14 protein-coding genes are annotated in these 15,290 nt (G+C 73.5%); 7 read left to right on the top strand and 7 right to left on the bottom strand.

Features of this window, described 5'->3' with window-relative positions:
- Positions 1 to 31 precede the first annotated feature (31 nt).
- Positions 32 to 751 (top strand): hypothetical protein, encoded by a 720-nt coding sequence (locus KV381_RS19480; RefSeq protein WP_256995106.1) that lies wholly within the window; start codon positions 32 to 34, stop codon positions 749 to 751.
- Positions 752 to 783: 32 nt separating this feature from the next.
- On the opposite strand, the gene KV381_RS19475 is transcribed toward KV381_RS19480, so the two are convergent.
- Positions 784 to 1,554, bottom strand: coding sequence for a polysaccharide deacetylase family protein (locus tag KV381_RS19475; protein ID WP_218785827.1), 771 nt, complete (start codon positions 1,552 to 1,554; stop codon positions 784 to 786).
- Positions 1,555 to 1,698: 144 nt separating this feature from the next.
- On the bottom strand, positions 1,699 to 1,914 hold the full coding sequence (locus tag KV381_RS19470; protein WP_030075716.1) for a DUF4287 domain-containing protein: 216 nt from the start codon (positions 1,912 to 1,914) through the stop codon (positions 1,699 to 1,701).
- A gap of 237 nt (positions 1,915 to 2,151) precedes the next feature.
- Here KV381_RS19470 and KV381_RS19465 point away from each other — a divergent pair, with 237 nt between their 5' ends.
- Both KV381_RS19465 and KV381_RS19460 read left to right on the top strand, forming a co-directional pair.
- Positions 2,152 to 3,411 carry a hypothetical protein gene (locus KV381_RS19465; protein ID WP_218785826.1) on the top strand — a complete coding sequence of 420 codons (1,260 nt, stop codon included), beginning with the start codon at positions 2,152 to 2,154 and terminating at the stop codon, positions 3,409 to 3,411.
- Between the two features lie 193 nt (positions 3,412 to 3,604).
- Complete coding sequence (locus tag KV381_RS19460; RefSeq protein ID WP_086777270.1) at positions 3,605 to 4,738, top strand: NADH:flavin oxidoreductase; 1,134 nt, start codon at positions 3,605 to 3,607, stop codon at positions 4,736 to 4,738.
- Positions 4,739 to 4,762: 24 nt separating this feature from the next.
- Here the strand turns inward: KV381_RS19460 and KV381_RS19455 are convergent, their stop codons facing one another.
- The 5 genes from KV381_RS19455 to KV381_RS19435 form a co-directional block, all read right to left on the bottom strand.
- Positions 4,763 to 5,773: a D-alanyl-D-alanine carboxypeptidase family protein gene (locus KV381_RS19455; RefSeq protein ID WP_256995105.1), complete on the bottom strand. Its 1,011-nt coding sequence runs from the start codon at positions 5,771 to 5,773 to the stop codon at positions 4,763 to 4,765.
- Between the two features lie 147 nt (positions 5,774 to 5,920).
- Positions 5,921 to 7,195: a HAMP domain-containing sensor histidine kinase gene (locus tag KV381_RS19450; protein ID WP_218785825.1), complete on the bottom strand. Its 1,275-nt coding sequence runs from the start codon at positions 7,193 to 7,195 to the stop codon at positions 5,921 to 5,923.
- 16 nt (positions 7,196 to 7,211) lie between these two features.
- Complete coding sequence (cseB, locus tag KV381_RS19445; protein WP_218785824.1) at positions 7,212 to 7,964, bottom strand: two-component system response regulator CseB; 753 nt, start codon at positions 7,962 to 7,964, stop codon at positions 7,212 to 7,214.
- Positions 7,965 to 8,097: 133 nt separating this feature from the next.
- Positions 8,098 to 8,994, bottom strand: a complete 897-nt coding sequence (locus KV381_RS19440) for an endonuclease/exonuclease/phosphatase family protein (protein WP_306438621.1) — start codon at positions 8,992 to 8,994, stop codon at positions 8,098 to 8,100.
- A 356-nt stretch (positions 8,995 to 9,350) separates the two neighbouring features.
- A complete protein-coding gene (locus KV381_RS19435) occupies positions 9,351 to 10,295 on the bottom strand; it encodes a carbon-nitrogen hydrolase (RefSeq protein WP_218785823.1) in 945 nt (314 codons plus the stop codon).
- A gap of 144 nt (positions 10,296 to 10,439) precedes the next feature.
- Between KV381_RS19435 and KV381_RS19430 the strand changes: the two genes are divergently transcribed.
- From KV381_RS19430 to KV381_RS19415, 4 genes are all read left to right on the top strand, one after another.
- Positions 10,440 to 11,474, top strand: a complete 1,035-nt coding sequence (locus KV381_RS19430) for a LacI family DNA-binding transcriptional regulator (RefSeq protein ID WP_218785822.1) — start codon at positions 10,440 to 10,442, stop codon at positions 11,472 to 11,474.
- Positions 11,475 to 11,665: 191 nt separating this feature from the next.
- Complete coding sequence (locus KV381_RS19425; protein ID WP_030075698.1) at positions 11,666 to 11,851, top strand: plantaricin C family lantibiotic; 186 nt, start codon at positions 11,666 to 11,668, stop codon at positions 11,849 to 11,851.
- A gap of 107 nt (positions 11,852 to 11,958) precedes the next feature.
- Positions 11,959 to 14,988: a type 2 lanthipeptide synthetase LanM family protein gene (locus KV381_RS19420; protein WP_218785821.1), complete on the top strand. Its 3,030-nt coding sequence runs from the start codon at positions 11,959 to 11,961 to the stop codon at positions 14,986 to 14,988.
- Positions 14,989 to 15,088: 100 nt separating this feature from the next.
- Positions 15,089 to 15,289, top strand: a complete 201-nt coding sequence (locus KV381_RS19415) for a class II lanthipeptide, LchA2/BrtA2 family (protein ID WP_030627248.1) — start codon at positions 15,089 to 15,091, stop codon at positions 15,287 to 15,289.
- The last annotated feature ends 1 nt before the right edge of the window (position 15,290 follow it).

The following is a 15,290-nucleotide window of genomic DNA, read 5'->3' as shown; positions in this document are numbered from 1 at the left end:
GTGTACCCGACGTATTCCGCGAGGTGACAGCATGCGTGTCGCAGCGGAACCCTTCTCGAAACTCTCGTACATCGGTAGTGAGGTAGTAACAGTGCACAAGCGACGCATCGTTTTCGCGGCTTCTGCGGTCGCCCTGGGGCTCGGTCTCTCGGCCTGCAACGGTGACGACGGCGAGTCGGCCGCGAAGGAGTCTCCGGCCGCGTCGGCGTCCGCTTCGGCCCCGGCCTCGTCCGAACCCAGCAGCGAAAGCCCGACCGACGACAGCGGCGACGGCGGCAACGGCGGCGAGGCCCCCGCGGGCGACGTCACCGCCCCGGGCACCAAGCTCAAGACCGGCGACCGGGCCGTCCTGCCGTTCCGGTACACGAGCGACAAACAGGGCACCATCGCCGTCACCGTCACCGCCATCGAAAAGGGCGCCGAATCCGACATGGCCGCCTTCGGCGACAAGGCGAAAGGCATGACGCCCTACTTCATCAAAATGAAGGTGGAGAACGTCGGCGGCACCGACCTCTCGTACGCCTCACTCAAGCTCGACGGAGTACTGGACGGCGGCGCGGGCACCGGCGTCATCCTGATGGGCGACATCCCCGGCAAGTGCGACCGCGAAACCGCACCCCGCGACTTCACCACCAAGGGCGCCACCTACGAAACCTGCTCCCTCGCCGCAACCAAGACCGCACCCGTCACCGGCGCCGAATACGACGAGGGCGACACCTACAGCGACAGCCCGGTCGTCTGGACCAACTGACGGTCACGTCGTCCGGTACGGGCCGGCCTCGCTCAGCGCACCGGGAAGCCGAACGCGTACCCCTGCTCCTTCAGCCAGGGCAGGACCTCGCGCAGAGCGGCCACGGTCTCGGAGCGCTCTCCTCCCGCGTCGTGGAAGAGGACGGTCGGCCCGTTGGCGATCTCGCGCTTGACGGTGGCGACCATGGTGGCGGCGCCGGGATGTTCGAAGTCCTTGGTGTCGACGTTCCAGCCGAGCGGCCGCATCCCGTGGGAGGCGGCGAGCTTCCGGCTGTACGGGGTGAACGCACCGCCCGGGGCCCGGTAGTACTGCGAACGGACACCTCCGGACGCCTTGGTGATCATGCGTTCGGCGTCCAGGATCTGCTGCCGCTGGTAGGCCTCGGACTTGGTGTCCATGGTCGTGTCGTGCGAGACGGTGTGGTTGCAGAGCCGGTGGCCGTCCGCCACGACCGCCTTGACCAGGTCCGGGTAGGCCCGGGCCTGGGTGCCGACCATGCAGAACGTGGCCTTCACGCCCTGGTCCTTCAGCAGGCGCAGCACCTGCGGCGTCCAGACCGGGTCCGGCCCGTCGTCGATGGTGATGTTGACGCCACGCGGACCGGCCTCCGAGGCGTGCGCGATCTCCGCCGCCACCTTCTTCACGGGTCGTTCCCCGGCGGCCGCCGCGGAGTCGCCGCCCTTCGGCTGCCCGGTGGTGTCGGCCTGAGCGGTCCACACCGAGGTGGCGGCGGCCAGCGCCGTCACGCCGAGCGCCGCCGCGAGGAGCCTGCTGTGCCAGGCCCGTCCCTTGTGCTTCGCCATGTCCGCCCGCCCCTTTTGCCGTGTCCACCCGATGCCGTGCACCCATCCAGACAGGTGAAGGGCCCGGCGGGATGCCTCGGTTACCGAGCGCGGACATATCTGCAGGCAACCGGCGACATACGACGGCATTCCGCGACGTGAGGATCAACCGGTGCTGTCCTCCGCGAGCGTGTGCGCCACCAGGGCGTTGGCGTGCCCATGGCCCAGGCCGTGTTCGGACTTGAGCCAGCCGACCAACTCCATGTGCTTCGTCAGCGGGGAGGAGCGGATGAGGCCCTTCCACTCCGCGACCGGGCGGCCGTACTTCTTCTCGATCGAGGGGAAGTAACTGGCAGGGCCCTTCACGGCGTTGTCGGTCATGGGTGTCCCGTCTCTCGTGGTGCGCGTGATATCGCGGGTATGACCGGTGCCGGCGGGCGAAGTCATCGGCCTCCGGCCGCCGATCAGGTCACAACTCGGTCTCGCCGGAAGGCCCCGGCACCTCGGAGCGGCCCGGAGGGCGGTGCCCCCGGAGAGCAGTGACCCCGGAGGGCGGGGCATCGGGGCCGTTGCTCACACTGGTACGGACGTGGCGTACGGGCGAGCGGGGGGTCGGGAGTGGAGCCGAGGCCGGCGAATCGGACGGGAACCCAGCTGGAGGACCGGCTGAAGGACTGGGCTTCCCGGCACCGCACCTGGCTGCTGGTCGCGGTCGGGACGGTGGTCGTCCTGCTGATCGCCGGGAACGCGATGCGCGGACCGGCGAAGGACTGGTGGCTGGCGCGCGAGGCGTGCGGCGGCCAACTGCCGTCCGGTGACCTGGAGATCGTGCGGACGGACCTGCGGCTCGGAGAGGCGGAGGAGTCCTTCGACGCCGAGGACGGCACGTACAGCTGTGTGCTGAGGAACGAGAACGGCGGCGCCGTGGTCACGGTCGACACCTACCCGGCGGGTCGCGACCGTGACAAGGTGCTCGGTTCCGCGGGAACGTCCCGCCCGCCGGACGCCGTGCTGCCGGGCGGTCTGCCCGGCTTCGAGGAGGACCCCGGCATCGTCCATCTGATGCCGGAATGCCCGCGTGGCGTCCTGTCGGCGGCGGAGAAGAAGGAAGCGAGGGCGGAAGCGGGCGAGCAGGAGAAGGCGGCCCCGGTGCGCCGGCGGCTGCTCGTGAGCACCAGGACGTACTCCGCCCACAGCCCTGCGGAGAAGGCGGCCATGCTGCGGATCGCCGTCCACATGACGAACGCGGTGACCGAGAAGCTCGGCTGCGGCGGCGAGCCGCTGCCCGCCCCGGCGGACGGCGCGGTGCCGGACGAGGGGACGTACGTGCCCCGCGCCCGGGCGAAGGGCACCGCCTGCGACGCCCTCGCCACCACCCGCGTCCCGGAGGCGGGACGCAACGGCGACGTGCGCATCGCCATCGCCGACGGCGGGATCGTCGGCCGGTGCACCCTGCGCGCCACGGAGACGTACCCGGACGCGCGAGAGGGTACGTCGATCGTCGAGCTGACCTCCTGGCTCGGCGACTGGGGCCCGCTGGTCCACGAGATGGGCTCGGACCCCGACCCGCTGCCGATGGGCCGGGGCGCCGGCCGGAGGCCCGCCCTCACCGAGCACCGGGCGTGGGCCGTCGCCAGGTGCGACGGGGACGACGTCGGCTTCGCCGCGCGCTGGGGTCAGGGCTATCCCGACCGGCGCCGGAAGCCGGGCTCGACGTACGTGCCGCCGACCGAGGCCGAGACGTACGAGCGGAGTGTGCTGCTGCGCGCGTACGTCTCCGCGTTCGCCGCGGATCAGGTGCGGCGCGGGGCCTGCACGGACCTGAAGCTGCCGGCGAAGCCGGAGAAGCCGGAGCGGTCCGCGTCGGGGCGGGGATGAGCCGCCCGCGAAGGGCACCGGAGGCCGACTCCGTTCTTTGCCCACTCTTTACCCGGATCGAAGCCGTTGCCGGGATGGCCGCGCGGCACGAGTGCGTTGGGGCCGGGTGGACCACCCCCGCAATGGACAGGAACCCGACGTGACAGACGTGACAGACGTGACGGCCCCGGCAGCACCGGCGGCCCCGGCAGGTGTGCGGGACGCGGCGGAGGCGAGCAGCGCCGCCGCCCGTGCGGCGGCCACGCTCTCCCGCCCGTTCACGGTCCGCGGACTCACCTCTCGGAACCGGATCGCGATGGCGCCCATGACCCGGCAGTTCTCCCCGGACGGCGTTCCGGGGCAGGACGTGGCGGACTACTACACCCGGCGCGCCGCCGGTGACGTCGGGCTGATCATCACCGAGGGCACCTACGTCGACCACGAGTCCGCCGGGACCAGCGACCGGGTTCCGCGCTTCCACGGCGAGGCCGCACTCGCGGGCTGGGGGCATGTCGCGGACTCCGTGCACCGGGCGGGCGGCGCGATCATTCCGCAGCTCTGGCACGTGGGCGTCACCCGCACCGAAGGCGCCGGGCCCGTCCCGGACGCCGAGCCGGTCGGCCCCTCGGGACTGTCGCTGAGCGGTGAGCCCAAGGGCCGCGCCATGACGCAGAAGGATCTCGACGACGTCATCGCCGCCTTCGCCGACGCGGCCGCCGCCGCCGAGCGCCTCGGCTTCGACGGCGCCGAACTGCACGGCGCGCACGGCTACTTGATCGACCAGTTCCTGTGGTCCGGCAGCAACCGGCGTACCGACGCCTACGGTGGCGACCTGGTCGCCCGGACCCGTTTCGCCGCCGAGATCGTGGCCGCCTGCCGCGCCGCCGTCTCCGACGCCTTCCCCCTCTTCTTCCGGATGTCCCAGTGGAAGTCGGACAACTACGAGGCGAAGCTCGCTCGGACCCCGGAGGAACTGGACGCCCTGCTCACGCCGTTGGCCGAGGCCGGCGTCGACGTCTTCCACGCGTCCACCCGCCGCTACTGGCTGCCGGAGTTCGAGGGATCCGACCTGAACCTGGCCGGCTGGGTGAAGAAGATCAGCGGCCGGCCGACCCTCACGGTCGGCTCGGTCGGCCTGGACGGCGACTTCTTCAGCGCCTTCCAGGGCAACGACTCCAAGGTCACCGGCATCGAGCAGCTGCTCGACCGGATGGAGCGCGACGAGTTCGACATGGTCGCCGTCGGGCGGGCGCTGATCTCCGACCCCGAGTGGGCGGCGAAGACCCTCGGCGGGCGTACGGCGGACATCACCCCGTTCTCCGCGGAGATGCTGAAGACCCTGCACTGACGACGACCGGCACGTCCCGCACCGCTACGCCCTGTTCGCCGCATCCAGGAGGTCCGCGCGGATCGCGGTGATCAGGGCGCGGCTGGCCTCGTGGGCGGCGGCGCTGCCCTCGGCCGGGGTGGTGCCGGCGCGCTGGTGCAGCACGACGCCGATGACCAGACGGGACACTCCGGCGACCTCCTGCCTCGTGGCCCAGACGAGGTTGCCGCCCGCCGGGGTGGAGGAGCCGGTCTTCAGGCCGATGACGCCGTCGTGCCCGAGCAACTTGTTGGTGTTGCGGAAGGTCACCCCGGCGCCCGGGGCCGTGACGGAGCCGGTCGCCACGATCTGCCGGAAGGCCGGGTCCTTCATGGCGGCCCGGGCCAGCCGCAGTTGGTCCGCCGCCGTGCTCCTCGTACTCGCCTCCATGCCGCTCACCCCGGTGTACGTGGTGGCGCGCATGCCGAGTGCGGCGGCGGTCCGGTTCATCTTCGCGACGAACGCCTTCTCGTCGCCCGCGTCCCAACGGGCCAGCAGCCGGGCCACGTTGTTGCCGGACGGCACCATCATCAGTTCCAGCAGCCGCCGTTGGCTGTACGTCCGCCCGGCGAGCACCGGTGCGGTCGTCTCGACGGAGGAGTACGACTCGTCGGCCGCCCGCTGATCGGCGACCACGGTCGCGCCGGGGGCGTCGGCGCGCATCGGACGGTCCTTGAGGATCACGTAGGCCGTCATGACCTTGGTGACGCTGGCGATCGGCACCGGCTTCTGCTCGCCCCGGGTGCCGAGGCTGCCGATCCCCTCGACCGCCACGCTCGCCTGGCCCTCGCGCGGCCAGGGCAGCTGCATCGACCGGGCGAGCGGCGCCACCCCCTCCCCCGGCCCATCGGCGCCGCCGGCCCCGGTCACCGGCCCGCCACCGCCGAACGCGTACCACCCTCCCGTGCCGGCCGCGAGGAGCACGGCGGCGGTCAGCGGCAGGAGGACCGAGCGGCGGAAGCGCGCACCCCGACCGGCGGAAGGGGTGACAGTGGGGTCTGCGGGCAAGGGTTGCATGGGTTCCTCCAGGTGGACCGGTGCGGTTTCCCGTACCGGAGTCACCTTCGAGGAGTCGTTCTTCCGGGCCCGTACAGCGGCGTTTCCGCCCCCGCGAGAGTGCGTTTCGGTTCCGTATCAGGTTCCGTGTCAGCCGGAGTGCGGGATTCAGGCGGGGCGTGCGTGCGGAGCCAGGTCGAGCGTCGCGAGCGCTCCGCCGCCCGGGGCGTCGGCGAAGGCCAGCCGGGCGCCGAGCACCTCCGCCTGGCCCTGGGCGACCGTCAGGCCGAGACCGTGCCCCCGGCCGCGTTCGCTCGCGCCGGTGCGGAAGCGCTGCGGGCCCCGCTCCAGCAGGTCCGGCGGGAAGCCGGGGCCGTGGTCGCGTACGGCGATCCGCGCGCCGGTGACGGTCACCTCGACGGGGGCCGCGCCGTGCCGGTGGGCGTTGGCGACGAGGTTGACCACGATCCGCTCCACCCGGCGCGGGTCGGTCTCCACCACCTCCGCGTCCACCACGGAGACCCGGGTCTCCGTGCCCGTACGCCGCACCACATCGGCGACCAGCTCGCCCAGCGGCACCGGGTCGAGGCGGGCCCGCTCGGCGCCCGCGTCCAGGCGCGAGATCTCCAGCAGGTCCTCGACCAGCGCGTTCAGGGCCCGCAGCCGGTCCCGTACCAGGCTTGCCGCCTCGTCGGACTCGGGCAGCAGCCCGGCGGCGGTGACCAGGCCCATGAGCGGGGTGCGGAGTTCGTGCGCGACGTCGGCGGTGAAGCGCCGCTCGTTCTCCAGTTTGCGCTGGAGGGCGGTGGCCATGTCGTCGACGGCCGCCGACATCTCGGTGATCTCGTCACGGGCCCGCCCGGCGGGACCGATCCGGGCGTCCAGGTCGCCGTCCGCGATCCGGCGGGCGGTACGGGCCCCGTGTCGCAGCCGCCGGTTGATCGGTTCGGTGGCGAGGGCGGCGAGCGGGACGACGAACAGGAGGGCGGCGAGAACGGACTTCACGATGGAGCGGTCCAGGAGCTGGAGGCTGCGGACCTCGGTGCTCATGTCGTCCCGCACGACGAGGATCCGGTCGTCGCCGACCGCCACCGCGCCCCACATCCAGTGCCAGTTCGGCGGATCGGCGTCGTACCAGGTGGCGTATCCGCGGCCGGTGCCCGGCAGTTCGTCGCCGGTGACGTCGGCGAGGTCGCGCGCCAGCGGCTCCGGCAGCTCCGCCCTGGTCCGTACGTCGATGTCGGCCGGGGCCTTCCCCGTACGGTCGAACTCCCGCTCGGCGGCGATCAGCCGGGTCAGGGTGCGGTCGGTGCCGACGCGCAGACCGCGTTCGCGGGTCGCGTCGTGCACCAGGAAGCCGATCACGGCGGCGACCGCGCAGCATGCGGCGGCGACCAGGGCGGCGATCTTCCAGCGCAGGGCACGGGGGTTGAGGAAGTCCACGGCGGTCGCCGGCCGCTCAGCCGCGGACGAGCTTGTAGCCGAAGCCGCGGACGGTCTCGATCCGCCCGCTGCCGATCTTCTTGCGCAGCCGCAGCACGCACAGGTCCACGACCCGGGTGTCGCCCTCCCAGCCGTAGTCCCACACCTCGCGCAGCAGCCGCCGCCGGTCGAGCACCGAGCCGGGCGCGGCGGCGAACTCCAGCAGCAGCCGGAGCTCGGTCGGCGTCAGCGACACCGGCTCGCCCGCCCGGCGCACCTCCATGCCGAGGGTGTCGACGGTCAGGTCGCCGAAGGTCAGGACGTGGTCGGGGGCCCGGTCGGACTTCTTCGGCGCGCGTCCCACCGGGTCCGGGCGGAAGGTGGCGCGGCGCAGCAGGGCGCGGATCCGGGCGACCATGACGGCGGTGTCGACGGGCTTGATCACATAGTCGTCGGCCCCCGCCTCCAGGCCCGCGACCACGTCGAGGGCGTCGCCGCGCGCGGACATCATCAGGACGGGTACGGGGCTCTCCTCGCGGATCCGGTGGCAGAGGCCGATGCCGTCGAGCTCGGGCAGCATCACGTCGAGGATCAGCAGGTCGTGCCCGCCCGCGCGGAACGCCTCCAGGCCGCTGAGCCCGTCGGCGGCGACCGCGACCCGGTAGCCGTAGCGCTCCAGGGCCAGCTGGACGGCGCGGCGGATGGTGGCGTCGTCCTCGACCACGAGCACGCTGACGGGGGCCGGGCCCCGGGCTTCGGACACGCTGCCTACCTGGGCGTTCGAGGTCATCGGTCGGTCGCTCGCATCGTAGTCGGGGGAGGGCGGAGGGCCCGGTCATCGGCTCACCGGGTCACCGGGTCACCGGGTCACCGGGTCACCGGGTCACCGGGTCACCGGGTCACCGGGTCACCGGGTCACCGGGTCACCGGGTCAGCGTGGCCGCTACGGGGAGGTGGTCGCTGCCGGTGGCGGGCAGGGTCCAGGCCGCGCGCGGGGTCAGCCCCCGTACCAGTACGTCGTCGATGCGGGCCATCGGGAACGCGGCGGGCCAGGTGAACCCGAGGCCCGCGCCCGCCTCGCCCTGCGCGGACCGCAGCTGCGAGGTCACCGGGGCCAGCGCGCGGTCCCGGTACGTCCCGTTGAGGTCGCCCAGCACCACGACGCGGTGCGCGGACTCCGCCCGGAGCGCGGCCGCCAGCTCCCGGGCCGCCTCGTTGCGGCGGCCCGTCGTGAAGCCCGCCGCCGAGACCCGTACCGACGCCAGATGGACCGCGTACACGGCGACGGGCGGCCCGTCCGGGGCCCGCACCGTGGCGCGCATCGCGCGGGTCCACGGCATGATCGGCACCTCCTTCACGTCCGCCAGCGGGTGCCTGCTCCAGATGCCGACCCCGCCGAGCACCGCGTGGTGCGGGTAGGCGGACGCCAGCTCGCGGGAGTAGACGGGCGCCGAGGCGTCGGACAGCTCTTCGAGCGCCAGCACGTCCGCGCCCGCCCCGGCGAGCACGCGCGCGGTGCCGGCCGGATCGGTGTTCGCCTCGTCCACGTTGTGGCTGACCACCGTCAGATCGCCGCCGCCGGAACGCTTGTCGGTGAGGGCGCCGCCGAAGAGCGTGACCCACACGACGGCGGGCGCGAGAACCGCGACGGCGACGAGCCGGGACCGGAGCACGGCGGCGAGCACGAGCAGGAACGGCACGCCGAGGCCCGTCCAGGGCAGCAGCGTCTGGAAGAGGCTCCCCGCGTTGACGCCCGTGTTCGGGATCGATGCGTGGAGCGCCGTCACCGCCGCCCAGACGACCGCCCCGACGGCGAGCAGGCGGGCGGCGCGGTGACGGGCGGCGGGCCCGGCGGGGGCGGGCCCGGTGGGATCAGGTGCGGTGGGGTCCGGCGTCGCGGGAACGGGCGTCGCGGGAACGGGTCCGGGCGCGGGCGCCGTGTCGGCGGCGGGCGCTGTGGCCTCGGGTGGGCTCAGCACGGCACAGGTCTCCTGACGGTCGTGCACACCGGGGATCGGGTACGCCGACAGCCTCCGGGAACGCCGCTTCCGGCCGGTCAGGGGCGCGCTTCGAGCACCGCGCGGCTCTGTTTCAGGTGCGTATCGGCGCACCGGGGCGCGGGCGGGAGCAGCAGATCCAAGCCCTGGATCGCCCCCGGCTCCGCCACCGGGCCCCCTCAGCGGGGCTCGGTGAGCGGGCCGTACGCGTCGGGGCGGCGGGTGGTCAGGAACGGGAACAGCTCCAGCCAGTCGCGCCGGGCGTCCAGGTCGAGGTCGGCGACCAGGACGGCGGGCTCGTCGCGGGGGGCCTGGGCGAGGACACGGCCGTACGGGTCCACGATGAAGGAGCTGCCGTAGAAGGTGAGGCCGTTCTCGGCGCCGATGCGGTTCGGCACGATCATGAAGGTGGCGTTGGCGATGGCGTTGCCGGTGATCACCTTCTGCCAGAGCGGCTGGGAGTCGAAGCCGGGGAAGCCGGGCTCGGAGCCGATGGCGGTCGGGTAGACGAGGACGTCGGCCCCGGCGAGCGAGTAGGCGCGGGCCAGCTCCGGGAACCACTGGTCCCAGCAGGTCGGCAGGCCGAAGCGGGCTTCGTCGACCGTGACCAGCGGGAAGGCGTCGTCGCCCGCCGGACCGGCCCGGAACCAGTCGTCCTCGTAATAGCCCTCGGTCACCGGGATGTGGGTCTTGCGGGTGCGCTGGGCGAGGGTGCCGTCGGGGGCGACGAGGATCGCGGTGTTGTAGCCGAGGCCGTCGTCCTCGCCGCCGGCCGCCGGGGCCTTCTCGTACAGCGAGGCGTGGACGTACACCCCGTGCTCGCGGGCGGCCTCGGCGGCGAAGGTGAAGGTGGGGCCGGTCAGCAGCTCCTCCGGGGCGGCGGGCGCGGGGTGGTCGGCGCGGCGGACGACCGCGAAGTACGGCGAGAGCGTCAGCTCCTGGAGGCAGACCACCCGGGCCCCCTCGGCGGCGGCGAGCCGGATGCCCTCCAGCAGGGCGGCGCGGTGCTCGGCCGGGTCGCGGTGCCAGCGCTGCTGGACCGCCGCGACGCGCAGGGGGGCGCGCTCGGCGGGGCGGGTCCGGGTCGGGGAGGCGGGCGGGTTGTACGCGGTGATCAGACGCATGACCGGTTCCAGGAGCGGGGGCGGGGGACGGGGAGGCTGAAAGCGGGTGCCGGAACGTTCCGGCAATGGATCGAATCTAACCGTGCCGGAACGTTCCGGCAACCCTCCGGGCCGTACGGCCGCCGACGTCTAGACTTCACCCCCGTGACCTCCCGCACCGTGACCCTGCTCGACGTAGCCCGTGCCGCCGGGGTCTCCAAGAGCACCGTGTCGGACGCGCTCCAGGGCTCGGGGCGGGTCGCCGGGGCCACCCGGGACCGGGTCCGCGCGGTGGCGGAGGAGCTGGGCTACCGCCCCAACAGCGCCGCCCGGCGGCTGCGCCGCGCCAGCACCGGGGCCGTCGGGCTGCATCTGCCGGCCACCGCGACCCGGCTGGACTACTACATGAACCTCGCCTTCGGGGCGGTGGAGCGCGCCCAGGAGGACGGGCTCGACCTGGTGCTGCTCGCGCCCTCGGGGGCGTCGGGCGGGCGGATCGCCTCGCGCGTCGACGGGCTGCTGGTGATCGACCCCGAGGCGGGCGACAGCGCGGTGCCGGGGCTGCTCGACGCGGGCGTCCCGGTGGTGACCGGCGAGCGCTACCTCGGCCCGGCCGCCGCCCCCAGCGGCGCCGTGGTCTGCGACAACGCCGCCTCGCTGACCGCCCTCCTCGACCATGTCGCCGAGCGCGGCGCCCGCCGCCCCGCCGTTCTCGCCCCGTCCGGCTCCTCCGCCTGGGCGACCGCCCTGCGCGCGACGGCCCGGTCCTGGGGGCTGGCCCACGGGGTGGAGATGGCGCTGCGCACCGTGCCGTTCGCGGCGACCCCGGCGGAGGCCGAGGAGACCACCCGGGCGCTGCTCACCGCCGACCCGGCCGTCGACGCCGTGATCTGCGCCCCCGACGGGTCAGCCCCGGGCGTCCTGCGCGCGGCGGCCGCCCTCGGCCGGGAGGTCGGCGACAGCGAGAAGGCCGGCGGCAGCGGGAAGAGCGGGAGCGGCCTGCTCGTCGCGGCCTGCGTCGACGGGCCCGCCACGCGCAACGCCGAACCGCCGGTCACCGCCGTTGACCTGCGCCCCGCCGCGTACGGCCGCGCCTGCGCCGAGCTGCTCTGCGACATCCTCGCGGACCGGGCCGCCCCCGACACCGTCCGCCGCCACGCCTGGTCCCTGGAGACCCGCGCCTCCACCGGCCCCGCCTGAGCCACGCGGCACCCGAACTCCCGGCGAGGTTCCGGGCGGGGAACAACACCCCCCAGGGCGGGGGCGGAACCCGTCCCCGGGCGGGGGTGCGAGACGGATCCGATCCCTAGCGTTCAAGGGGTCAAGATCCATTCGGAACGGCCCGGCCCCACAGCCGCGCGCCGCTTCCACGCGTGAAAGGTGTGAGCCTCATGGCGAACCCCAACGTCGGCATCCTCGAAGAGATCGACGACCAGAACCTCGACGCCGTCAGCGCCGCCGGTCAGGGCTGGGGAACCATCGTGTCCTCCCTGAGCTGCTACGGCGCCAGCTACGTCCTGGGGAACAACGGGAACTTCTGCACGGCCACCGCCGAGTGCCAGAACAACTGCAAGTGACCGTATGACGCCGGGACCCACCTCCCGGCGTCACCTCCCCCTCTCCTCCTGAGGGGCAGTCCCTCCGAGGGCCCCTCCCTCCCCGCCCCGTCCTGGATCCGGTGTTCATGAACAGTCACGACGTCTCCCCCGGCATCGCCGAAGCGCTGCGGACGTATCTGCCGGAGCTCACCGACCCCGAGCTGATCGCGCACGTCGAGGAACGGCTGCGGGCAGCGGCGACCGAGGACGAGGGCGAGCAGGACCAGGAACTGCCCGACCCGCCCCCCGCCTACGATCCGTCCCTCGACCCCGACGGGCTCTTCCACGACTACTTCCGGCACTTCGTCGCACCCTGGAGCGGCCGCGTACGCCATGCCGCCGCGCAGTCGCCCACGATCGCCGCGCCCCAGCGGATCGTCGACGACTTCGTCACGCACCAGACCGGGCTCGTCTCCCGGCTGATGATCCGGACCCTGGTCGAGGAGCTGCACCGGCGGCGCACGGCGGGCCTGCTCGACGGCGAGACGCCCGAGGAGCGGTACGCCGCCTTCCGCCGGTGGACCAACAGCCCCGCCGGGCACGCCGAGTTGACCGCGCGCTATCCGCACCTCTTCTTCCTCGTGGGCCGCCAGGTCGAGGCCTCCGCCCGGTACGTCGTCGAGATCATCGAGGAAATCGGCTCTGCCGCACCGCAGTTGGGATCCCTCCTGGCGGGCGGTCCGGAACACCCCCGGGTCGACCGTCTCGTCCTCGGCGAGGGCGACACCCACAACGGCGGGCGGTCCGTCGCGCAGGTCCTGTTCACCGACGGCCGCCGGGTGCTCTACAAGCCGCACCCCATCGGCGCGGAGGCCGGCTACAGCTCCTTCGTGTCCTGGATGAACGGCCGGCTCGGCACCGATCTGCCGACCGTCGCCGTGGTCCCGACCGAGCACGGCGGGTTCGTGGAGTTCATCCCCACCGAGGAGTACGCGGGCGAGCAGAAGGACTACTTCGCCCGGATCGGCACCCTCGCGGGCATCCTCTTCCTGCTGCGGGCCACCGACATCCACTTCGAGAACATGGTGTCCTGCGCCGCCGGGCCCGTGGTCATCGACACCGAGACCCTGCTGTCGCCCCGGCTGAACCTCCCCGAGGCGTACGACGACGGCGCGGCCTCGAAGGCCGGGGCGCTCACGCTCCGGGAGTCGATCATCGGGTCGGGGCTGCTGCCGCTCGTCGTGCGCTCGGGCGACGACGACCACGGCATGGACATCGGCGCGATCGGCTACGACACCGGCCAGCGCTCCCCGTACAAGTCGCTGAGCCTCCAGAACCCGGGCCGCGACGACATGTTCGTCGGAATGGTGACCACGACGACCACGGCCGCCAACGCCAACCTCGCCGTGCAGCGCGCCACCCAGCTGCCCGTCAACGACCAACGGGACATCGTCAAGAGGGAGTTCGGCCGGGTGCTGCGGTACGCGGCGGACCATCCGGACGCGGTCGTCGACGCCGTCGAGGAGTTCCTCGGCGATGTGCAGTTCCGCCACGTCAACCAGGCGACCATCTTCTACACGCAGTTGCTGCGCATGGCGACCCACCCGCACGCCATGGCGGACCCGGTCGTCCGCGCCGCCGTCCTGAACCGGGTCGTCCTGCGCACCGGCGACTCCCCCGCCATCGCCGACGCCGAGGTCCGGCAGATGGCCCGGGGCGACGTGCCGTACTTCTCGTACACCGCCAGGTCGCGCGCGCTGGGCTCGACGGACGGCGCCGTACGGGCCGACGCCCTGGCGGAGCCGCCGCTGACCACCGTGCGCGAGCGGATCCACGGGCTGGACGAGAGCGTCATCGAGCGCGAACTGCGCCTGATCGACTTCTCGTTCGTCAACAAGCTGCCCACCGACCAGGAGGAGACCGGATTCGTCCCCGTGCGCCCGGCGGGGAAGCCCGCCGTCGCCGTGGACCGGGGCCGGTTCGTCGACGAGGCCGTACGGATCGGGGAGCGGCTGCTCGCGACCCGGGTGGCGAGCACCGAGCCGCACCACCCGGCGACCTGGATCGCCCCGCAGGTCACCACCGACTCGCAGAGCCAGTGGAGCCCGGGCACCCTCGGCTACGACCTGTACGGCGGCAGCCCGGGCCCCGCCCTCGTCCTCGCCGCGCTGGCCCGTGAGACGGGCCGGGCGGACTTCGCGGCGGCGGCGCGCAGTGTCCTGGACCTCGTCGAGGAGCAGCTGCGCGGCGGGCAGCTCGCCGAGCAGGGGGTGTCGGTAGGCGGGATGACCGGGATGGCCGGCACCGCGTACGCCCTCGTCGTGGCGCGCGGGCTGCTGGACGAGCCGGACGCCGGCCGGCTCGGCGAGCTGGCGCGGGAGCTGGCCCGGTGCTCGGGGGCCGAGGCCGGCACCGACTTCCTCAGCGGCATGGCGGGCGCGCTGGCGGTCGGCCTCGCGCTGCACGAGCGGGCCACCGACCCGGCGGAGCGGGCGGTCGTCGCCGAGGCGGTCCGCACGATCGCAGCCCGGGAGACCGAGGCGCTCGGCGGCATCGGCCTGGCGGACCCGCGGGTCACCCCGTACACCGGTTACGCGCACGGGGCGATGGGCATCGCGCCCGTACTGCTGCGCTACGGGGCCGAGTTCGGCGACCCGGGGGTGCACGGCCTCGGGCTGCGGATCCTCGGCGCGGTCCTCGACGCGCAGGAGGACGGCGACCGCGACTGGCCGCGCGTCTGGGGCGAGCCGGAGCGCTCGTACGGCTGGTGCCACGGGGCTCCCGGGATGCTGCTGGGCGCGCTGATGAGCAACGAGCACGCGCCCGGCGCGGTGCCCCGCCCGGTGCTGGACCGGCTGGCCGGGCTGACCCTGGACCGCGGCTTCGGCAACAACCCGACGTACTGCCACGGCGACCTGGCCTGCGCGGAGATCGTACGGCTCGGACAGGACCTGGTCCCCGGCCTGTTCGGCGAGGCCGCCCGGACCGGCGACGGCGGCGGCCTCGACGACCTGTATCCGCGGCTCTTCGACGAGGTCGTGGAGCGGTACGGACAGCGCTCGGACACCAAGTACGCGTACACCAACAGCCTCATGGTCGGGGAGGCCGGACTCGCCTGGTCCGTCCTCCGCCACCTGGACCCGGGGAGCCACCCCTCCCTGCTGCGCTTCGCCTAGGCCACGGCCGGGCGCGACGGCGCACCCACGAACCGGGCCCGCATCCTGCCGGGCCCTGGCACCACACCCATCCACGCAGGAAGAACAGAGAGGAACCGTCATGGGCGACATCGCCATGAACGACGCCACCGGATACGTCAGCGCCGACGAGCTCGTCGAGCTCGCGGACGCGCCGGAGTCGCTGGCCGCGGGCTTCACGCCCACCATCATCCCGGCCACCGCCGTCACCACCGTGATCGTCGGCGCCAGCGCCGCGATGCAGGGCGGCTGCCCGACGAGCGGCTGCACCAAGCGCTGCTGAA

This window comes from Streptomyces sp. WY228, from assembly GCF_019287315.1.
GTDB lineage: Bacteria > Actinomycetota > Actinomycetes > Streptomycetales > Streptomycetaceae > Streptomyces > Streptomyces caviscabies.
This window is presented reverse-complemented; position numbering and strand designations above follow the sequence as displayed.